At 72.6% G+C, this 14,787-nt stretch carries 16 protein-coding genes; 13 read left to right on the forward strand and 3 right to left on the reverse strand.

Going from position 1 to position 14,787, the window contains the following annotated elements; all coding sequences use genetic code 11:
* Window positions 1-4: 4 nt before the first annotated feature.
* From ACFYZ3_RS11420 to ACFYZ3_RS11435, 4 genes are read left to right on the forward strand one after another with little or no spacing between them, the layout of a single operon-like run.
* Complete coding sequence (locus tag ACFYZ3_RS11420) at window positions 5-517, forward strand: ribose-5-phosphate isomerase (RefSeq protein WP_388515533.1); 513 nt, start codon at window positions 5-7, stop codon at window positions 515-517.
* Window positions 517-1,296 carry a triose-phosphate isomerase family protein gene (locus tag ACFYZ3_RS11425; protein ID WP_388515535.1) on the forward strand — a complete coding sequence of 260 codons (780 nt, stop codon included), beginning with the start codon at window positions 517-519 and terminating at the stop codon, window positions 1,294-1,296. Before ACFYZ3_RS11420 ends, ACFYZ3_RS11425 begins: the two co-directional genes overlap by 1 nt.
* The gene (locus ACFYZ3_RS11430) at window positions 1,296-2,096 is read left to right on the forward strand and encodes a sugar phosphate isomerase/epimerase family protein (protein WP_388515537.1); all 801 of its coding nucleotides are present in this window, start codon (window positions 1,296-1,298) and stop codon (window positions 2,094-2,096) included. Before ACFYZ3_RS11425 ends, ACFYZ3_RS11430 begins: the two co-directional genes overlap by 1 nt.
* Window positions 2,096-2,971, forward strand: coding sequence for a phosphogluconate dehydrogenase C-terminal domain-containing protein (locus tag ACFYZ3_RS11435; RefSeq protein WP_388515538.1), 876 nt, complete (start codon window positions 2,096-2,098; stop codon window positions 2,969-2,971). The genes ACFYZ3_RS11430 and ACFYZ3_RS11435 overlap by 1 nt, the downstream gene beginning before the upstream one ends.
* A gap of 58 nt (window positions 2,972-3,029) precedes the next feature.
* Here ACFYZ3_RS11435 and pepE read toward each other — a convergent pair whose 3' ends face one another.
* Entirely contained in the window at window positions 3,030-3,755 is a 726-nt protein-coding gene (gene pepE, locus ACFYZ3_RS11440; RefSeq protein WP_388515540.1) for a dipeptidase PepE, read from the reverse strand.
* A gap of 38 nt (window positions 3,756-3,793) precedes the next feature.
* Window positions 3,794-4,627 (reverse strand): IclR family transcriptional regulator, encoded by an 834-nt coding sequence (locus ACFYZ3_RS11445; protein ID WP_003978288.1) that lies wholly within the window; start codon window positions 4,625-4,627, stop codon window positions 3,794-3,796.
* A gap of 149 nt (window positions 4,628-4,776) precedes the next feature.
* On the opposite strand from ACFYZ3_RS11445, the gene ACFYZ3_RS11450 reads away from it, so the two are divergent.
* From ACFYZ3_RS11450 to ykgO, 5 genes are all read left to right on the forward strand, one after another.
* The gene (locus tag ACFYZ3_RS11450; protein WP_087804582.1) at window positions 4,777-5,730 is read left to right on the forward strand and encodes a DUF1177 domain-containing protein; all 954 of its coding nucleotides are present in this window, start codon (window positions 4,777-4,779) and stop codon (window positions 5,728-5,730) included.
* A 2-nt stretch (window positions 5,731-5,732) separates the two neighbouring features.
* A complete protein-coding gene (locus ACFYZ3_RS11455; protein ID WP_388515543.1) occupies window positions 5,733-7,130 on the forward strand; it encodes a cytosine permease in 1,398 nt (465 codons plus the stop codon).
* Window positions 7,127-8,455 carry a M20/M25/M40 family metallo-hydrolase gene (locus ACFYZ3_RS11460; RefSeq protein ID WP_388515545.1) on the forward strand — a complete coding sequence of 443 codons (1,329 nt, stop codon included), beginning with the start codon at window positions 7,127-7,129 and terminating at the stop codon, window positions 8,453-8,455. The genes ACFYZ3_RS11455 and ACFYZ3_RS11460 overlap by 4 nt, the downstream gene beginning before the upstream one ends.
* A 104-nt stretch (window positions 8,456-8,559) precedes the next feature.
* Window positions 8,560-8,724: a 50S ribosomal protein L33 gene (rpmG, locus tag ACFYZ3_RS11465; protein ID WP_019330754.1), complete on the forward strand. Its 165-nt coding sequence runs from the start codon at window positions 8,560-8,562 to the stop codon at window positions 8,722-8,724.
* Between the two features lie 26 nt (window positions 8,725-8,750).
* The gene (gene ykgO / locus ACFYZ3_RS11470; protein ID WP_003978293.1) at window positions 8,751-8,873 is read left to right on the forward strand and encodes a type B 50S ribosomal protein L36; all 123 of its coding nucleotides are present in this window, start codon (window positions 8,751-8,753) and stop codon (window positions 8,871-8,873) included.
* 79 nt (window positions 8,874-8,952) lie between these two features.
* On the opposite strand, the gene ACFYZ3_RS11475 is transcribed toward ykgO, so the two are convergent.
* On the reverse strand, window positions 8,953-10,842 hold the full coding sequence (locus tag ACFYZ3_RS11475) for a DEDDh family exonuclease (RefSeq protein ID WP_388515547.1): 1,890 nt from the start codon (window positions 10,840-10,842) through the stop codon (window positions 8,953-8,955).
* Between the two features lie 164 nt (window positions 10,843-11,006).
* On the opposite strand from ACFYZ3_RS11475, the gene ACFYZ3_RS11480 reads away from it, so the two are divergent.
* The 4 genes from ACFYZ3_RS11480 to ACFYZ3_RS11495 all read left to right on the forward strand — a co-directional run bounded on the left by ACFYZ3_RS11480 (window position 11,007) and on the right by ACFYZ3_RS11495 (window position 14,725).
* Window positions 11,007-12,080: a polyprenyl synthetase family protein gene (locus tag ACFYZ3_RS11480; protein WP_388515549.1), complete on the forward strand. Its 1,074-nt coding sequence runs from the start codon at window positions 11,007-11,009 to the stop codon at window positions 12,078-12,080.
* A gap of 135 nt (window positions 12,081-12,215) precedes the next feature.
* Window positions 12,216-12,500, forward strand: coding sequence for a polyprenyl synthetase (locus ACFYZ3_RS11485; protein WP_388515551.1), 285 nt, complete (start codon window positions 12,216-12,218; stop codon window positions 12,498-12,500).
* Window positions 12,493-13,551, forward strand: coding sequence for a polyprenyl synthetase family protein (locus ACFYZ3_RS11490; protein ID WP_388515553.1), 1,059 nt, complete (start codon window positions 12,493-12,495; stop codon window positions 13,549-13,551). Before ACFYZ3_RS11485 ends, ACFYZ3_RS11490 begins: the two co-directional genes overlap by 8 nt.
* Window positions 13,552-13,564: 13 nt before the next feature.
* The gene (locus ACFYZ3_RS11495) at window positions 13,565-14,725 is read left to right on the forward strand and encodes an oxygenase MpaB family protein (protein ID WP_388515555.1); all 1,161 of its coding nucleotides are present in this window, start codon (window positions 13,565-13,567) and stop codon (window positions 14,723-14,725) included.
* Window positions 14,726-14,787 lie beyond the last annotated feature (62 nt).

The raw sequence follows: 14,787 nt of genomic DNA on the forward strand, positions 1-14,787 counted from the left end.
CGCCATGACCGACAAGCTCCGCATCGTCGTCGGCTCCGACGACGCCGGCCACCAGTACAAGGAAGCCCTCAAGCAGGACCTGCGCGGCAGCGCCCTGGTCGCCGAGGTCACCGACGTGGGCGTCGACGCCGACGGCCACACCGCCTACCCGAAGGTGGCCATCGCCGCCGCCGAGATGGTCGCCCGGGGCGAGGCCGACCGCGCCCTGCTGGTGTGCGGGACGGGCCTCGGGGTCGCCATCGCCGCCAACAAGGTCAGGGGCATCCGGGCCGTCACCGCCCACGACTCCTTCTCCGTCGAGCGGGCGATCCTCTCCAACAACGCCCAGGTCCTCACCTTCGGCCAGCGCGTCGTCGGCCTCGAACTCGCCCGCCGCCTGGCCGCCGAGTGGCTCACCTACCGCTTCGACGAGAGCTCGGCGTCGGCCGCCAAGGTGCAGCTGATGAGCGACTACGAGACCGCCGACGGCGCCGGTGCCGCGAACGGGAGCGCGGCCGACGGCGGGGCGGCCGCCTGATGCCCGCGCCCACCTCGTCACCCGTGCTGCTGGGGGTGAGCCTCAAGATGTACTTCGGCCACCACCAGACGCTCAACTGGTCCCGCAGGATCGCCGCGCTCGCCGAACGGCACCCCGCCGTCACCTCCGGCGCCGCCCGCCTCTTCGTCCTGCCCACCTTCCCGGCCCTGGTCCCCGCCACCGGCATCCTCGCCCCCTACGGCGTGGCCCTCGGCGCACAGGACATCGCCACCGAGGACAGCGGCCCGTACACCGGCGAGGTCGGCGGCCCCGTCCTCAAGGAGATCGGCTGCCGCTACGCCGAGGTCGGCCACGCCGAGCGGCGCCGTCTGTACGGCGAGGGCGACACCGTCGTCGCCGCCAAGACCGCCGCCGCCCTGCGCAACGGCCTCACCCCCGTCCTGTGCGTCGGCGAACGCGACGCGGCCGACCCGGCCGACGCCGCCTCCCGCACGGTCGCCGAGGCCGAGCGGCTGCTCGGCGGCCTGGAGGGCCCGGTCGTCCTGGCCTACGAGCCGCAGTGGGCCATCGGCGCCCCCGAGCCCGCCTCCGCCGACCACATCGCCACCGTCTGCACCGCCCTGCGCGGCTGGCTCGACTCCCGCCCCCGGCACGCCGGTTCCACCGTCATCTACGGCGGCAGCGCGGGCCCCGGCCTGCTGACCCGCCTGGCCGGCACCGCCGAGGGCCTGTTCCTCGGCCGGTTCGCCCACGACCCGGCGAACGTCGAGGCGATCCTCGACGAGGTCCGCTCCCCGGCCCCGGCGGCGGTGGCGTGATGGCGTACGGCATCAGCACCTACGCCTACTTCTGGCGCATCTCGGCCCGCGCCCCCGAGCCGATGAGCCTGCCGGAGATGCTCCACGACACGGCGGAGCTGGGTGGCCAGGTGTTCCAGATCTGCGACTACGCGCCGGTCGAGTCCTACGACCGCGCGCGGCTCGCCGACCTCCGCGACACCGCCGCCGACCTCGGCCTGACCCTCGAACTCGGCACCCGCGGCATCCGCCCCGACCACCTGCTCAGGTACCTCGACCTGGCGGGCGAACTGGGCGTGACACTGGTCCGCTCCATGCTCAACACGGCCGACCACCGCCCGGACACCACCGAGGCCGTGGCCCTCCTGAAGGAGGCCGTGCCCCGCTACGCCGACGCGGGCGTCACCCTCGGCCTGGAGACCTACGAGCAGGTCGCCACCGACGACCTGGTGAGCGTCGTACGCGCCGTCGACGACCCGCACCTCGGCATCGTCCTCGACCCCGGCAACAGCGTCGCCCGGCTGGAACGCCCCGCCGACGTGGTGGCCGCCACCGCGCCGTACGTGGTCAACATCCACGTCAAGGACTTCGCCTTCACCCGCCGCGACGGCTGGGTCGGCTTCACCTACGCCGGCTGCCCGCTCGGCGAGGGCCTCCTCGACTACGACGGCATGATCGCCGCCGTACGTCCCGGGGAACGCGGCATCAACCAGATCGTGGAGCACTGGCTCCCGTGGCAGGACGAGGGCTACGACGCCACCGCCAGGCTCGAACACCAGTGGACGCAGCACAGCATCAACACCCTCCTGAGGAGCAAGTAATGGCCACCGAGATCCAGACCCGCGCCGACGTCAAGACCGTCGCCGTCATCGGGGCCGCCGGCAAGATGGGCCAGCGTGTCTCCAACAACCTGGTCGACAGCGACTTCCGGGTCCTCTTCAGCGAGGCGTCGCCCAAGGGGCAGGAGCTGATCCGCGAACTCGGCCGCGAACTGACCGAGTCCGCCGCCGCCGCGGCCGAGGCCGACGTCGTGATCCTCGCCGTGCCCGACGTGGTCCTCGGCAAGGTCTCCGAGGAACTCGTGCCGCTCATGAAGCCGGGCACCGTCGTCCTCACCCTCGACCCGGCCGCCGCCTACGCCGGTCTGCTCTTCGCCCGCGAGGACATCCACTACGCCTGCGCCCACCCCTGCCACCCGTCGGTGTTCCTGGAGCGCACCACCAAGGAGGAGTGGCAGGACACCTTCGGCGGCATCGCCGCCCCGCAGGAGGTCGTCGCCGCCTACGAGGGCGGGGACCCGGCCAAGCAGGAACTCGCCGACTCCGTCATCCGCGTCATGTACGCCCCGGTCGTCGACGTCCACTGGGTCACCGTCAAGCAGCTCGCCGTCCTCGAGCCGACCCTCGTGGAGACCATCGCCTGCATGGTCGGCGCCCTGCTGACCGAGGCCCTGCACGAGACCGTCCACACCGTCGGCGTCCCCGAGAAGGCGGCCCGCGCGATGCTGCTGGGCCACACCCAGGTCGCCCTCGCCAACACCCTGAAGGGCTCCAACCCCTTCTCGGACGCCTGCCTGATCGCCATGGACTACGGCCGTGAGTCCATCGTGCGCGAGGACTGGAAGAAGGTCTTCGCCGACGAGGAGCTGGACAAGGTCATCACGCGCATGCTGAAGATCAAGGAGATCAAGCGCTGACCCACCCCTACGGGCGACGCCGGAGACCCGCACGGGCCTCCGGCGTCGTCGGTTGCGCTCAGGAGCGGGTGTCGAACTCGCCCCGCACGCCGAGCAGTTCGGACAGGTCCGAGCCCACCGCCAGCTCCCGCGGGGACGTACCCCGCCGGAACAGCCGGGCGTCGCGCTCGCCGCCGAGCACGGCCCGCTCGCCCTCGACCCGCAGCCAGGAACCCTCCCGCAGGCCCAGCACGGGCACGTCGTTCTCCTCCAGGAACTCCCGCAGTCGCTCCTCGCGGGTCTCGCCCTTGTGCGTCGAGCCGGGGTCCGGGTCGAGGTAGTGCGGGTTGATCTGGAACGGGACCAGACCCAGCGTCTCGAAGGACGGCGGCTCGACGATGGGCATGTCGTTGGTGGTGCGCAGCGAGGGCGCCGCCATGTTGGTCCCGGCGCTGGCCCCCATGTACGGCAGCCCGCCGCGCACGGCCTTGATCAGCGCCTCCCGCAGCCCCGTCCGGTACAGCGCGGAGAGCAGCCGGAAGGAGTTGCCGCCGCCCACGAACACGGCGTCCGCCTCGTCGAGCCGGGCGAGCGGGTCGCCGCCCTCGTGCACGCCCCGCACGTCGATCCCGGCGTCGGTGAGCGCGCCCCGGACCCGTGCGGTGTAGGTGTCGTGGTCGGCCAGCGCGTACGGGACGAAGGCCAGCCGGGCCCCGGCGGGCAGGAAGCCGGCCACGGTGCCGAGGGCGTGTTCCAGGTAGCCGCGGCCGTGCTGGGTGGAGTTGGACAGGAGCAGGAGGTTCACGGGGTCTTCCTCGTCGACGGGGGTGGATCGGTGGTGCGTCAGGACGTACGGGGGGCGCGCGGGCGCCGGTGGTGCTGGGGCGGGTGGGTCAGGCGCTGCTCCAGCAGCCGGGCGGCGCGGCGCAGCACCTCGAGGCGGTCCTCGGGCCCCTCGGGGAAGCGCTCCTTGGCGGCCCCGAGGCTGAGGCTGCCGTAGGGCTCCGAGCCGAGGAACACCGGCATGGCGACCGTGCCGATACCGGCGTCGTACTCGCCGACCGTCCACGCGTAGCCCTGCGCGCGGACGGTGCGGAACTCGCGCTCCAGCTGGTCGGGGTCGGTGACCGTGCGCTCGGTGAAGCGCGCCATGGGGCGACCGCGGAAGAGCCGGTGGCGCTGCTCGTCGGGCAGGAAGGCGTAGAACGACTTGCTGGTGGCGCCCGCGTGCGCCGGGTACAGCTCGCCGACCAGCGGGTAGTAGCGCAGCGGCCCCTCCTCGCCCTCGACGGCCGCGACACACCGCATGTGGAAGCTGTCGGGCAGGCAGAAGAGCACCGTGTCACCGGTCGCCGCCCGCAGCTCCTGGAGGACCGGTTCCGCGAGCAGCTCCAGCGAGCCCGAGCGCTCCCAGAGACGGCCCAGGCGCAGGGCCGCCGGGCCGATCCGGTAGCGGCGGGTCGCGGGGTCGGAGACCAGGAAGCCGCGGCCCGCGAGGGTGGACAGCAGCCGCTGGGCGACCGAGGTGTCCCAGCCGAACTCGGCGGCGATCTCGGTGACGCCCCAGTCCGGGCGGGTGCGCTCGAACGCCAGCAGCACCAGCAGGGCGCGGTCGACGGTCTGCAGCGCCCCGGCCGGCGTCCTGCGGTCCACGGGCTCAACGGGGCGGCCGGCCATGACGGCTCCTCTCGGTCACATCCCACCATCGCATCGCATCTCACCATGCAGACCCGTATTGCAGATAACGGGAAACAGTTGCGGACAACGCTAGTCCATCCGGAACCTGCTGTGAGCACCGCCCCCGGTGCGGATCAGGAGAACTGCCCATGTTGAAGTACGTCCTGGACCTCGTGGATCTGCTCGACGATCCCGACGTCGACGGCAAGCGCGTCGCCGCCCACCTCGACTCCGTGGCGGGGCCCGAGGGTTCCGGCGCCGAGGTCACCACCGTCACCGGCGAGCGCGGCTCGACGGACTTCGTGCTGGTGCGGATACCGGGCCGGGCGGGCCGTACCCGGGGCGGTTCCGCGCGGACGCTCGGCGTGGTGGGGCGGCTCGGCGGCGTCGGGGCGCGCCCGGAGGCCGTCGGCCTGGTCTCCGACGCGGACGGCGCCGTCGCCGCGCTCGCCACCGCCGCCAAACTGCTCGACATGCGGCGCCGGGGCGACGTGCTCGACGGCGACGTGATCGTGGCCACGCACATCTGCCCGAACGCCCCGACCGCACCGCACGACCCGGTGCCGTTCATGGACTCGCCCGTCGACATCGCGACCATGAACCGGCACGAGGTCACCGGCGAGATGGAGGCCGTGCTCTCCGTCGACACCACCAAGGGCAACCGGATCATCAACCACAAGGGCCTCGCCCTGTCTCCCACCGTCAAGGAGGGCTGGGTGCTCAAGGTGAGCGAGCGGCTCGGTGAGCTGCTCGCCGTGGTGACCGGTGAGCCCTTGGTCACGTACCCCGTGACCACCCAGGACATCACCCCGTACGGTAACGGTGTACACCACATCAATTCGATCCTGCAGCCCGCCACGGCGACGGCCGCACCGGTGGTCGGCCTCGCCATCACCTCCGCGGCGGCGGTGCCCGGCTGCCAGACGGGCGCCAGCCACGAGACCGACATCGCGGCCGCCGCCCGGTTCGCCGTCGAGACCGCGAAGGCCTACGGCGGCGGACAGCTCGACTTCCACGACGACCAGGAGTTCGACGCCCTCGTGTCCCGCTACGGCTCGCTGACCCGGCTGCAGACCCTCGGCCGCGAACCCGGGGGGTCGTGATCATGACCACGCACAAGAACCCCGCCCAGGGGGCCGCCGCAGAAGCGGCCACGGGAGCCGTGGGCAGCGACGACTACGCGCTGTCCCGTGTCCCGCGCGACAAGCGGCTCGGCTTCTGGACCATGCTGCTGCAGTGGCTCGCCCAGTCCGGCTCCATCTCGCAGTTCACCCTCGGCGCCACCATCGGCGTCGGCATGACCTTCGGCGACGCCTTCCTCGCGTTCACCCTCGGCGCGGTGATCCTCGAGGTCGTGATCTTCGCGATCGGCCTGGCGGGCATGCGCGAGGGGCTCGCCACACCCCTGCTCACCCGCTGGGCCGGCTTCGGCCGCAACGGCTCCGCGCTGGTCAGCCTGGTCATCTCGGTCAGCCTCGTCGGCTGGTTCGGGGTGCAGAACACGATCTTCGGCGACAGCGTGTCCGCCCTCGTCGGCGGCCCCTCCTGGCTGTGGTGCACGGCCGCCGGTGTCGCCATCACCGTGCTGGTGATCTTCGGCTTCAAGTACATGGCCGTCTTCGCGAAGATCGTCACCCCGCTGTTCTTCGCCATGGTCGCCTGGTCGGTCACCGACGCGCTGAGCGACCACTCGTTCTCCGAGCTGATCCACTCCCCGGCACCCGGCGAGACCATCCCGCTCGCCGTCGCCGCGACCGCCATCGCGGGCGGCTTCATGACCGGCGCGATCGTCTCCCCGGAGATGACCCGCTACAACCGCAAGGGCAGCCACGTCTTCCTGCAGAGCGCCTCGTCGATGATCCTCTCCGAGTACATCGTCGGCCTGACCGGCGTCCTGCTCGGTCACATGGTCGGCAGCGGCCAGGTCTCCCAGATCGTGCTCTCCACCTCCGGCGTCTTCGGCGTGCTCGTGGTCCTGATGTCCACCGCGAAGATCAACGACTGGAACCTGTACGGCTCCTCGCTCGGCGTCGTCAACTTCTTCCAGGTCGTCTTCGGCAAGCGCGTGCACCGCGGCGCGGTCACCATCGTCCTCGGCATCGCGGGCACCCTGCTCTCCGCCGTCGGCATCATGACCCACTTCACCGACTTCCTGTCCGTGCTGGGCGTAGCCATCCCGCCGGTGGGCGGCATCATCGTCGCCGAGTACTGGGTGGTGCGCCGCATGCGGGCACCCCTGGACGCCACCCGCGACGCGGAGACCCTGCCCGCCACCTCGCCGACCTGGGTGCCGATGTCCCTGGTCATCTGGGCCGTCGCCTTCTGCGTCGGCAAGTTCTACGACGGCGGCATCCCCGCCCTGAACTCCCTGCTGACCGCCTTCGTCCTGTACTGCGTCCTCGGCCTCGCCGGCTGGATCAGGACGTACGGCACCACGGCCCTGGACGACAGCACCGAACCGACCCCGGCCGCCACCGGCACGGCCACCGTAGGAGCACCGTGAGCACCACCGCACCCGCAATCGTCCCGGCCTCCGAGGAGGCGCAGCGGGAGGTCGTCGACCTGTGCGCGGAGCTGATCCGCTTCGACACCTCCAACCCCACCAGCGACGAGCGGGCCTGCGCCGACTGGGTCGTGGCCCGACTCGCCGAGGCGGGTATCGCCTCCGAGTTGGTGGAGAGCGCCCCGGGCCGCGCCAACGTCGTCGCCCGCATCCCCGGCGCCGACACCTCCCGCGGCGCCCTGCTGGTCCACGGCCACCTGGACGTCGTACCGGCCGACGCCGCCGAGTGGCGGGTGCCGCCGTTCTCCGGGGAGATCCGCGACGGCTACCTGTGGGGCCGCGGCGCCATCGACATGAAGGACACGGTGGCCGTCATGCTGGCCACCGCCCGCCACTTCGCCCGCACCGGCACCCGGCCCGCCCGCGAGATCGTCCTCGCCTTCCTCGCCGACGAGGAGGCCGGCGGCAAGTTCGGCGCCCACTGGCTGGTCGAGCACCGGCCAGACCTCTTCGCCGGGGTCACCGAGGCGATCGGTGAGGGCGGCGGCTTCAGCTACGCCCTCGACGACACCCGGCGCCTCTACCCGATCGAGAACGCCCAGCGCGGCATGGCGTGGATGGAGCTGACGGCGTCGGGCCGCGCCGGGCACGGCTCGTCCCCCAACGACGAGAACGCCGTCACCGACCTCGCCGAGTCCCTCACCCGCATCGGGCGCCACACCTTCCCCGTCCGGCTGATCGAGCCGGTGCGCGCGCTGCTCGCCGAGGCCGCCCGCCTCCAGGGGGTCGACCTCGACCTCGACGCCGAGGACCTGGACGCCGAACTGGCCAAGCTCGGGCACGTCGCCGACTTCATGCAGGTCGTGCTGCGCAACTCGGCCAACCCGACCATGTTCACCGCCGGATACCAGACCAACGTCATCCCGGGCCGGGCCACCGCCCGCGTGGACGGCCGCTTCCTGCCGGGCCACGAGCAGGAACTGATCGACACGATCGACGCCCTGCTCCTGCCCTCGGTGTCCCGCGAGTGGGTCAACCACGACATCGCGATGGAGACCTCCTTCGACGGACCGCTCGTCGACGCCATGTGCGCCGCCGTACGCGCCGAGGACCCCGACGGCCACCCCGTGCCGTACTGCAACCCGGGCGGCACCGACGCCAAGGCCTTCACCAAGCTGGACATCCGCTGCTTCGGCTTCAAGGGGCTCAAGCTGCCCCACGACCTCGACTACGGCCGGCTCTTCCACGGCGTGGACGAGCGGGTGCCGCTGGAGGGACTGCGGTTCGGGGTGCGGGTGATGACCCGGCTCTGGCAGGAGTGCTGACCCGCGCGGCCGACGGGAATGCCCCGGCGGCCGCCGGCGTTGTGCGGCGTGACTGACATGCGCGGGACAGAACGGCGGCCCGCGCCGCGGTCGGAAGGAGCACCATGGCACGCAGCACCGCACGCCCGGTCGTCAGGCTGAAGTCGACGGCGGGGACCGGCGTCACCTATGTGACGCGCAAGAACCGGCTCAACGACCCCGACCGGCTCGTCCTGCGCAAGTACGACCCGGTGGCGGGGGAGCACGTGCCGTTCCGCGAGGAACGCTGAACGGCGCCGAGAACGAGGAGGCAGTCATGAAGGTCCGCAACTCCCTGCGCGCCCTCAAGGCCAGGCCCGGCGCCCAGGTGGTGCGCCGTCGGGGCGTGACCTACGTGATCAACAAGAAGGACCCGCGCTTCAAGGCCCGCCAGGGCTGAGCACACGCGCGCTTCCCGGCCCGGCCCCGCGATCCACGGGGCCGGGCCGTGGCGCGTCCGCGCGTGCCCGCGGCCGGGATCAGTCGTGCACGTCGACGCCGTAACTTTGGGCGAGGGCGCCCAGGCCGTGGTCGTATCCCTGGCCGACGGCCCGCAGCCGCCAGCTCTGCCCACGCCGGTAGATCTCCGCCAGGAGCATCGTGCGCTCGGTGGTGGCGGCGTCCAGCGTGGCCTGGGCGAGGGGGGCCGCGCTGGTGCCGGGGCCGGAGACGATGTGCAGGGCGCCCACCTCCCCGAAGGCGGGGGAGCCGTCGATCGCGGCGGCGACGACGACCTTGCGGGCCGACGGCGGCAGCGTGGCGAGGTCCACGCTCACGGTCTGCTCGGTCGGGCCGTCGCTCAGCAGCCGGACCGTGCCGCCCGGGTTCTCCGGCGCGCCGTAGAAGACGAAGTCCTCGTCGAAGGAGACCTGGCCGTCCTCGTCCAGCACGAACGCGACCACGTCGATCTCGCACGCCGTCTGCTGCGCCCAGGACGCGGTGACCGTCCAGCGGTGCTCCGCTCCCCGCCCCTTCGGCAGGGGCAGGTCGACGACGCCACCGCGCGGCAGCACGTGGGAGGCCGCCCGCCCGTCCGCCGTGCCGGGCGCCTCCGTGACCACCGGTGCCACCAGCCACGCGGCGTCGCGGGTCGGCAGCAGCAGCGCGGTGATCCTGGGCAGCCGGCGGTCGGTGCGGCCGCCGTCGAGGACGACCACGTCGGTGACGCCGGCGGAGAGGTTGATGGCCGCGGCGCCGCCGAGTTCGACGACGCGGGTGCGGGCGGCGACCGCCTCGGGGTGGGTGCCGCCGAGCACGAGGACCCGCCGCCCGGAGAGCGGCCCGCGCGGCTTCGCGGAGCGCTTCCTGCCGGGCTGCGCACCGGCGGCCTCTCCCCGTTCCGGCTCCGGCTCCGGTGCGCGTGGCGTCGGCACGGCCGGCAGGGCGGTGGCGGGCTCCGGGGCCGGTGCGGGTCCGGGAGCCGGTACCGGGGCGGCGGCGGTCGCCTCGTGTGCGGTGCCGGGGCGGACATCGCCGAGCAGGCGCAGGAAGGCCGACTCGTCGATCACGGGAACGCCCTCGGCGTGCGCCCGGCGCGCCTTGGCCGAGTCCGCGGCCGAGTCGTTGGTGACCAGGGCGCTGGTGTGCCTGCTGACCGAGCCCATCATGTTGAGTCCCGCCGCGACGCCCCGCTGCACCAGGTCCGCCCGGGCGGTCCGGGTCTCCCCGGTGACGGCGACCTTCATGCCCTGCACCAGCGGACCGCCCGCGGTGAGCCGCCCGGGGTTGCGGAAGGCGCACGGCGTCTTCGGCGGCTTGGGCGCGAACTGCGGGTCCTGCCGCGGCGGGCACGCCACCAGGGGCAGCGGCAGATCGAGTTGGGCCGCTTCCCGCAGCGAGGCGCGCAGCACCCCCGCCAGCACCCGCGTGTCGTCCAGCGCGTCGTGCGCCTTGAGCTGGGGCACGCCGTAGTGCGCGGCGAGCGTGCCGAGCTTCAGGTCGTCGGTGGGCGGGTCGACGCGGCGGTTCAGCGCCAGGGTGCACAGCCGCCTGGCCACGGGCAGCCGCAGCCCCGCCCGCGCGAACTCGTGGGCGAGGAAGTCGTAGTCGAACTGGGCGTTGTGGGCGACCAGCACCCGGCCCTCCAGCAGGGCACCGATCCGCCCGGCCACCTGCTCGAAGGCCGGCGCGCCACACAGCCGCCCGGCCGTCAACCCGTGCACGTGCACCGGCCCCGGATCACAGCCGGGGTTCAGCAGGGTCGAGAACTCCCCGGTCTGCTCGCCGTCCGCGCCCAGGGTCACCACGGCCACGGACAGCACCCGGTCACGGCGCGGTACGAGACCCGAGGTCTCCACGTCGACCAGCGCCCATTCGAAGGCGTAGTCGCGCAGGTCGGACAGATCGGAGGCGGCAGAGGCGAGAGACATGGAGGAATGATGGAGGTATATCCACATCTCCTTCAACTCGAACGACCATTGATCCCGTTTTGCGGCTCCCCCGACCTGTGCCGCCGGACAGGTCGCCGGACACTCCGGGCCTCCTGACACACTGCTGGGCGCGCCACCCGCCCAGCCCCCAGGAGGACTTCGTCATGACCGAGCAGCCGCTGGACCGTGCCGCCCGGACCGAGCACCGGTTCAACGCGCTCTTCGCCGAGTACTTCGACACCCTGGGCACGACACTGGACGCCCCGTCCTTCAGCCGCTTCACCCCGGACTGCGTCGGGCTGCTGCGCGACCTGTCGCTGCGCGGCGGCAAACGGATGCGGGTCGTGCTGCTGCACGAGGCGGCGCGCCTGGTGACCGCGGGGCCGGTGGACGGGCTGGACGCCGCCGCACTGAGCATCGAACTGCTCCAGACCCACGGCCTGGTGCACGACGACCTCATCGACGACAGCGCCACCCGCCGGGGCGGCCCCACCACCTACTACGCCTACCGGGAGCGGTTCCCCGAGCGTCCGCGGGCGGCCCTCGGTCTCACCGTGCTCGCGGGCGACCTCGCCCTCGCCCTCTCCCTGCGGGTACTCCTGGACGCCGAGCTGCCGATCGAGGTGCGTCAGGCCATGATCGAGGCCCAGACCCGGGCGGCGGCCGACACCATCGTGGGCCAGATCGCCGACCTGGAACGGGACTTCACCGCCACGGCCCCCGACGCGGAGGTGCTGGACGACGTCGCCGACCACAAGACCGCCCGCTACTCGGTCCTCGCACCGATGCGCCTGGGCCTCCTCGCGGCGGGCGTCGAACCGGGCGCCCACGAGGACGAGCTGCGCCGGTACGCGCGGCTGGTCGGCATCTGCGGGCAGATGCGCGACGACTGGCTGGACCTGTTCGGCGACGAGAAGACCACGGGAAAACCGACGGGCGGCGACATCCGCGAGGGCAGGCACACCTACACCGTCGTCCGACTGCTGTCCGCCGTGAGCGGCACCGAGCGAGCCTTCGTGAACCGGGCCCTGGGCGATCCGGCCTGCACGCCGGAGACCATCGCCGAGATCCGCGCGATCGGCGAGCGCGCCGGCGTCGCCGACCGGATGCGTGCCGACATGCGGCAGTACGCCGAGCGGGCCCGGCTGGTCGCGGCGGGCTGGCGTCCGCGGTGGCGCGAGGACGCCGTCGCCTTCTTCGAGCTGCTGCCGCGGTGGAGCGTCGAGCGGTCCGCCTGACACCTGTTCCCCACATCGCTCAAAGGGGTATTCGGGATCTTCTGCCCCGGGTGGCCGGTCATGCTCGTCATGGTCCGACCGGAGGCGCCGTCGACCAGGCGCGTCCACGACCACGACATCCCCTGGGGGAGAAGCATGACGCAATCGACACGACGCGGACCGGGCGGGGACGACCGGGCCGTGCTGCTGGTCGCCGGACTTGCCGACCTGGCGGTGAGCACGATCGGCTCGGCGGTGGGCGGGCTGCGCGGGCTCCTCGGCCGCTCGGACACCACCGACCTGGTACGGGAGGCGGAACAGGACCTCCAGGCCCGGGGCAGGCTCGTCCTGGACCGGTGCGCTCAGGTGCCGCCCGCCCACCTGGAGGTTCTCGCCCGGCACGTGAAGGCCCGCCGGGCAGCCGACGACGCCGATGCCTGACCGCTGGGACCAGGCGGGCCTCAAGACCCGCGTCGACCGCGTCCTGCGGAGCTTCCTGGACGAGGAGGCCGGCCACCTGTCGGCCGTCGACGCGGCCCTCGCGCCCGTGGCCGACCAGCTGTGGGCGGCGGCCGGGCACGGCAAACGGCTGCGGGCGGCCTTCTGCTACTGGGGCTGGCGGGCGGCCGGGCAGCCCGAGAGCGACGCGCTCGTACGCGCCGCGGCCTCCATGGAACTCGTGCACGCCGCCGCGGTCGTCCACGACGACCTCATCGACGACAGCCGCCTGCGCCACGGCCTGCCCACCGCCCACGTCGCCCTGGAAGCCGTACTCGCCCGGGACGGCCGTCCCGACGCCCGTACGGCGGCGCGGTCCCTTGCCATGCTGGTGGGCGATCAGCTGATGGTCCTCGCGGGCCGCCTGTTCACCACCAGCGGTCTGCCGGCCGCCTATCTCGCCCGCGCCCGCGACCTGTGGGCCGCGCTCGCCCGTGAACTCATCGCCGGCGAGTGCCTGGAGATCCTGCACTCCGGTGGACCTCCGGACACCGGGACCTCCCTGAAGGTCGTCCGCTACAAGACCGCCAAGTACACCGTCGAGCACCCCCTGCTCATCGGCGGCCTGCTGGCCGGCGCCGCCCCCGCGCTGAGGGACACCTACCGGGCCTACGCGCTGCCTCTCGGCGAGGCCTTCCAACTGCGCGACGACCTGCTCGGCCTGTTCGGGGACCCGGAAAGCACCGGGAAGGCGAGCCTGGACGACCTGCGCGCCCACCGGCCCACCGCACTGCTGGCCGAGACCTGGAAGGCCGCCGACGCGTCCCAACGGGAATGGCTGCGCCGCCTGCTGGGCCGGGGCGACCTGGACGCGAGCCACCTGCACGACGTGCGCCGGCTCATGCGGGAGCTGAACGCGCCGCAACGGATCGAGCGGATGATCGCCGACCGCGTGGAGCGGGCCACCCGCGCCCTGGACACCGCCGGGACACCACCGCACGCGCGCCGGGCCCTGCGTGAACTCGCCCAACAGGCCACCGACCGCACGCACTGACGAGGAGACCGCGATGCCCCACACCGAGAAGTCGATGGACGCCCTGCGCCGCAGCGGTGACGAACTGGCCGACGCGGTCGTCGCCACCCTCTTCGAGCGCGGTGAGGTCGGCACGTTCAACTCACTGATGCGCTACGTCTCCACCACCGGCCAGGACCTCCCGGACGGCCTCCCCGGCGTGGCCCGGGAGTACCTGCGGGTGACCGGCACCCCGCCGGACTGGGTGGACTGGGACGAGATGGAGAGGGCCCGCCTGTTCTTCATCGACAACAACGTGCACATCTCCACCGCGCTGTCGTTCGCGTCGATGCCCGCCTGCTACCTGGTCCCGCACGTGGCCCGGTTGCTGTCGGCCACCCACGGCCTGAACTACCCCTCCAAACGGATGGCGGAGACCGGCCAGTTCACCGTCTACCTCATGCAGCCCGACGCCTTCGAGTCCGGCGGACGCTTCATCCCGGCCGCCCAGAAGGTACGCCTGCTGCACGCCGCCATCCGCCACCACCTGAAGCGGGAGGACCGCTGGGACACCGGCACCCTCGGCGTCCCCATCTGCCAGGAGGACATGATCGGCGGGCAGATGTTCTTCTCCCTGCTCGTCCTGGACAGCCTGCACCGACTCGGCATCCACATGACCGCCGAAGGCGCGGACGCCTACTACTACGCCTGGCGCGTCGTCGGCGCCATGCTCGGCGTCGACCAGACGGCCGTCCCCGCCACGCTCGACGAGGCCCGCCAGTTCCTCGACCTGTACATGCTGCGTCACATGGGCCCCTCCGAGGAGGGCGCCCACCTGACGAGGCAACTGATCGACCTGTACGAGGAAGTCGTCCCCGGCACCCTCTTCGACCCGGTCGTCTCCGCGCTGATCCGCCACCTCGTCGGCGACACGTGCGCCGACTGGCTGGACGTGCCCCGCAGCACCTGGGACACATTGGTCAAGGCCGCCCCGCACCTCCTCGGCGTCCTGGAGACGATCGAGGACCGCTCACCGCTGGGCGCGTGGGCCCTGGACCGGCTCGGCCACCTCACCACGGCCCTCGAACTGTCCTCCCTCACCCGCGGACGCGTCATGCACTACGCCATCCCCGAGCAGCTGAGGAAGGAGTACGGCGTCTCCGGCGCCGCCGCCCGCACCCGCCGCTGGACCCCGCCGCCCCCGGCCGTCTCCTGAGCGGCCGCCCCCCGGTCCGCCGTCACGGCCGACTGTCAGTGGGACCTCGTACGGTGTGATCA

Origin of the sequence: Streptomyces sp. NPDC001599, assembly GCF_042893535.1 — a bacterium.
In the GTDB taxonomy this organism is placed as follows: Bacteria; Actinomycetota; Actinomycetes; order Streptomycetales; family Streptomycetaceae; genus Streptomyces.

Coding starts and splice junctions, on each gene's coding strand:
- ACFYZ3_RS11420 (WP_388515533.1), top strand. CDS start 5: ATGACCGACAAGCTCCGCATCGTCGTCGGCTCCGACGACGCCGGCCAC.
- ACFYZ3_RS11425 (WP_388515535.1), top strand. CDS start 517: ATGCCCGCGCCCACCTCGTCACCCGTGCTGCTGGGGGTGAGCCTCAAG.
- ACFYZ3_RS11430 (WP_388515537.1), top strand. CDS start 1,296: ATGGCGTACGGCATCAGCACCTACGCCTACTTCTGGCGCATCTCGGCC.
- ACFYZ3_RS11435 (WP_388515538.1), top strand. CDS start 2,096: ATGGCCACCGAGATCCAGACCCGCGCCGACGTCAAGACCGTCGCCGTC.
- ACFYZ3_RS11445 (WP_003978288.1), bottom strand. CDS start 4,627: ATGGCCGGCCGCCCCGTTGAGCCCGTGGACCGCAGGACGCCGGCCGGG.
- ACFYZ3_RS11450 (WP_087804582.1), top strand. CDS start 4,777: ATGTTGAAGTACGTCCTGGACCTCGTGGATCTGCTCGACGATCCCGAC.
- ACFYZ3_RS11455 (WP_388515543.1), top strand. CDS start 5,733: ATGACCACGCACAAGAACCCCGCCCAGGGGGCCGCCGCAGAAGCGGCC.
- rpmG (WP_019330754.1), top strand. CDS start 8,560: ATGGCACGCAGCACCGCACGCCCGGTCGTCAGGCTGAAGTCGACGGCG.
- ykgO (WP_003978293.1), top strand. CDS start 8,751: ATGAAGGTCCGCAACTCCCTGCGCGCCCTCAAGGCCAGGCCCGGCGCC.
- ACFYZ3_RS11475 (WP_388515547.1), bottom strand. CDS start 10,842: ATGTCTCTCGCCTCTGCCGCCTCCGATCTGTCCGACCTGCGCGACTAC.
- ACFYZ3_RS11480 (WP_388515549.1), top strand. CDS start 11,007: ATGACCGAGCAGCCGCTGGACCGTGCCGCCCGGACCGAGCACCGGTTC.
- ACFYZ3_RS11485 (WP_388515551.1), top strand. CDS start 12,216: ATGACGCAATCGACACGACGCGGACCGGGCGGGGACGACCGGGCCGTG.
- ACFYZ3_RS11490 (WP_388515553.1), top strand. CDS start 12,493: ATGCCTGACCGCTGGGACCAGGCGGGCCTCAAGACCCGCGTCGACCGC.
- ACFYZ3_RS11495 (WP_388515555.1), top strand. CDS start 13,565: ATGCCCCACACCGAGAAGTCGATGGACGCCCTGCGCCGCAGCGGTGAC.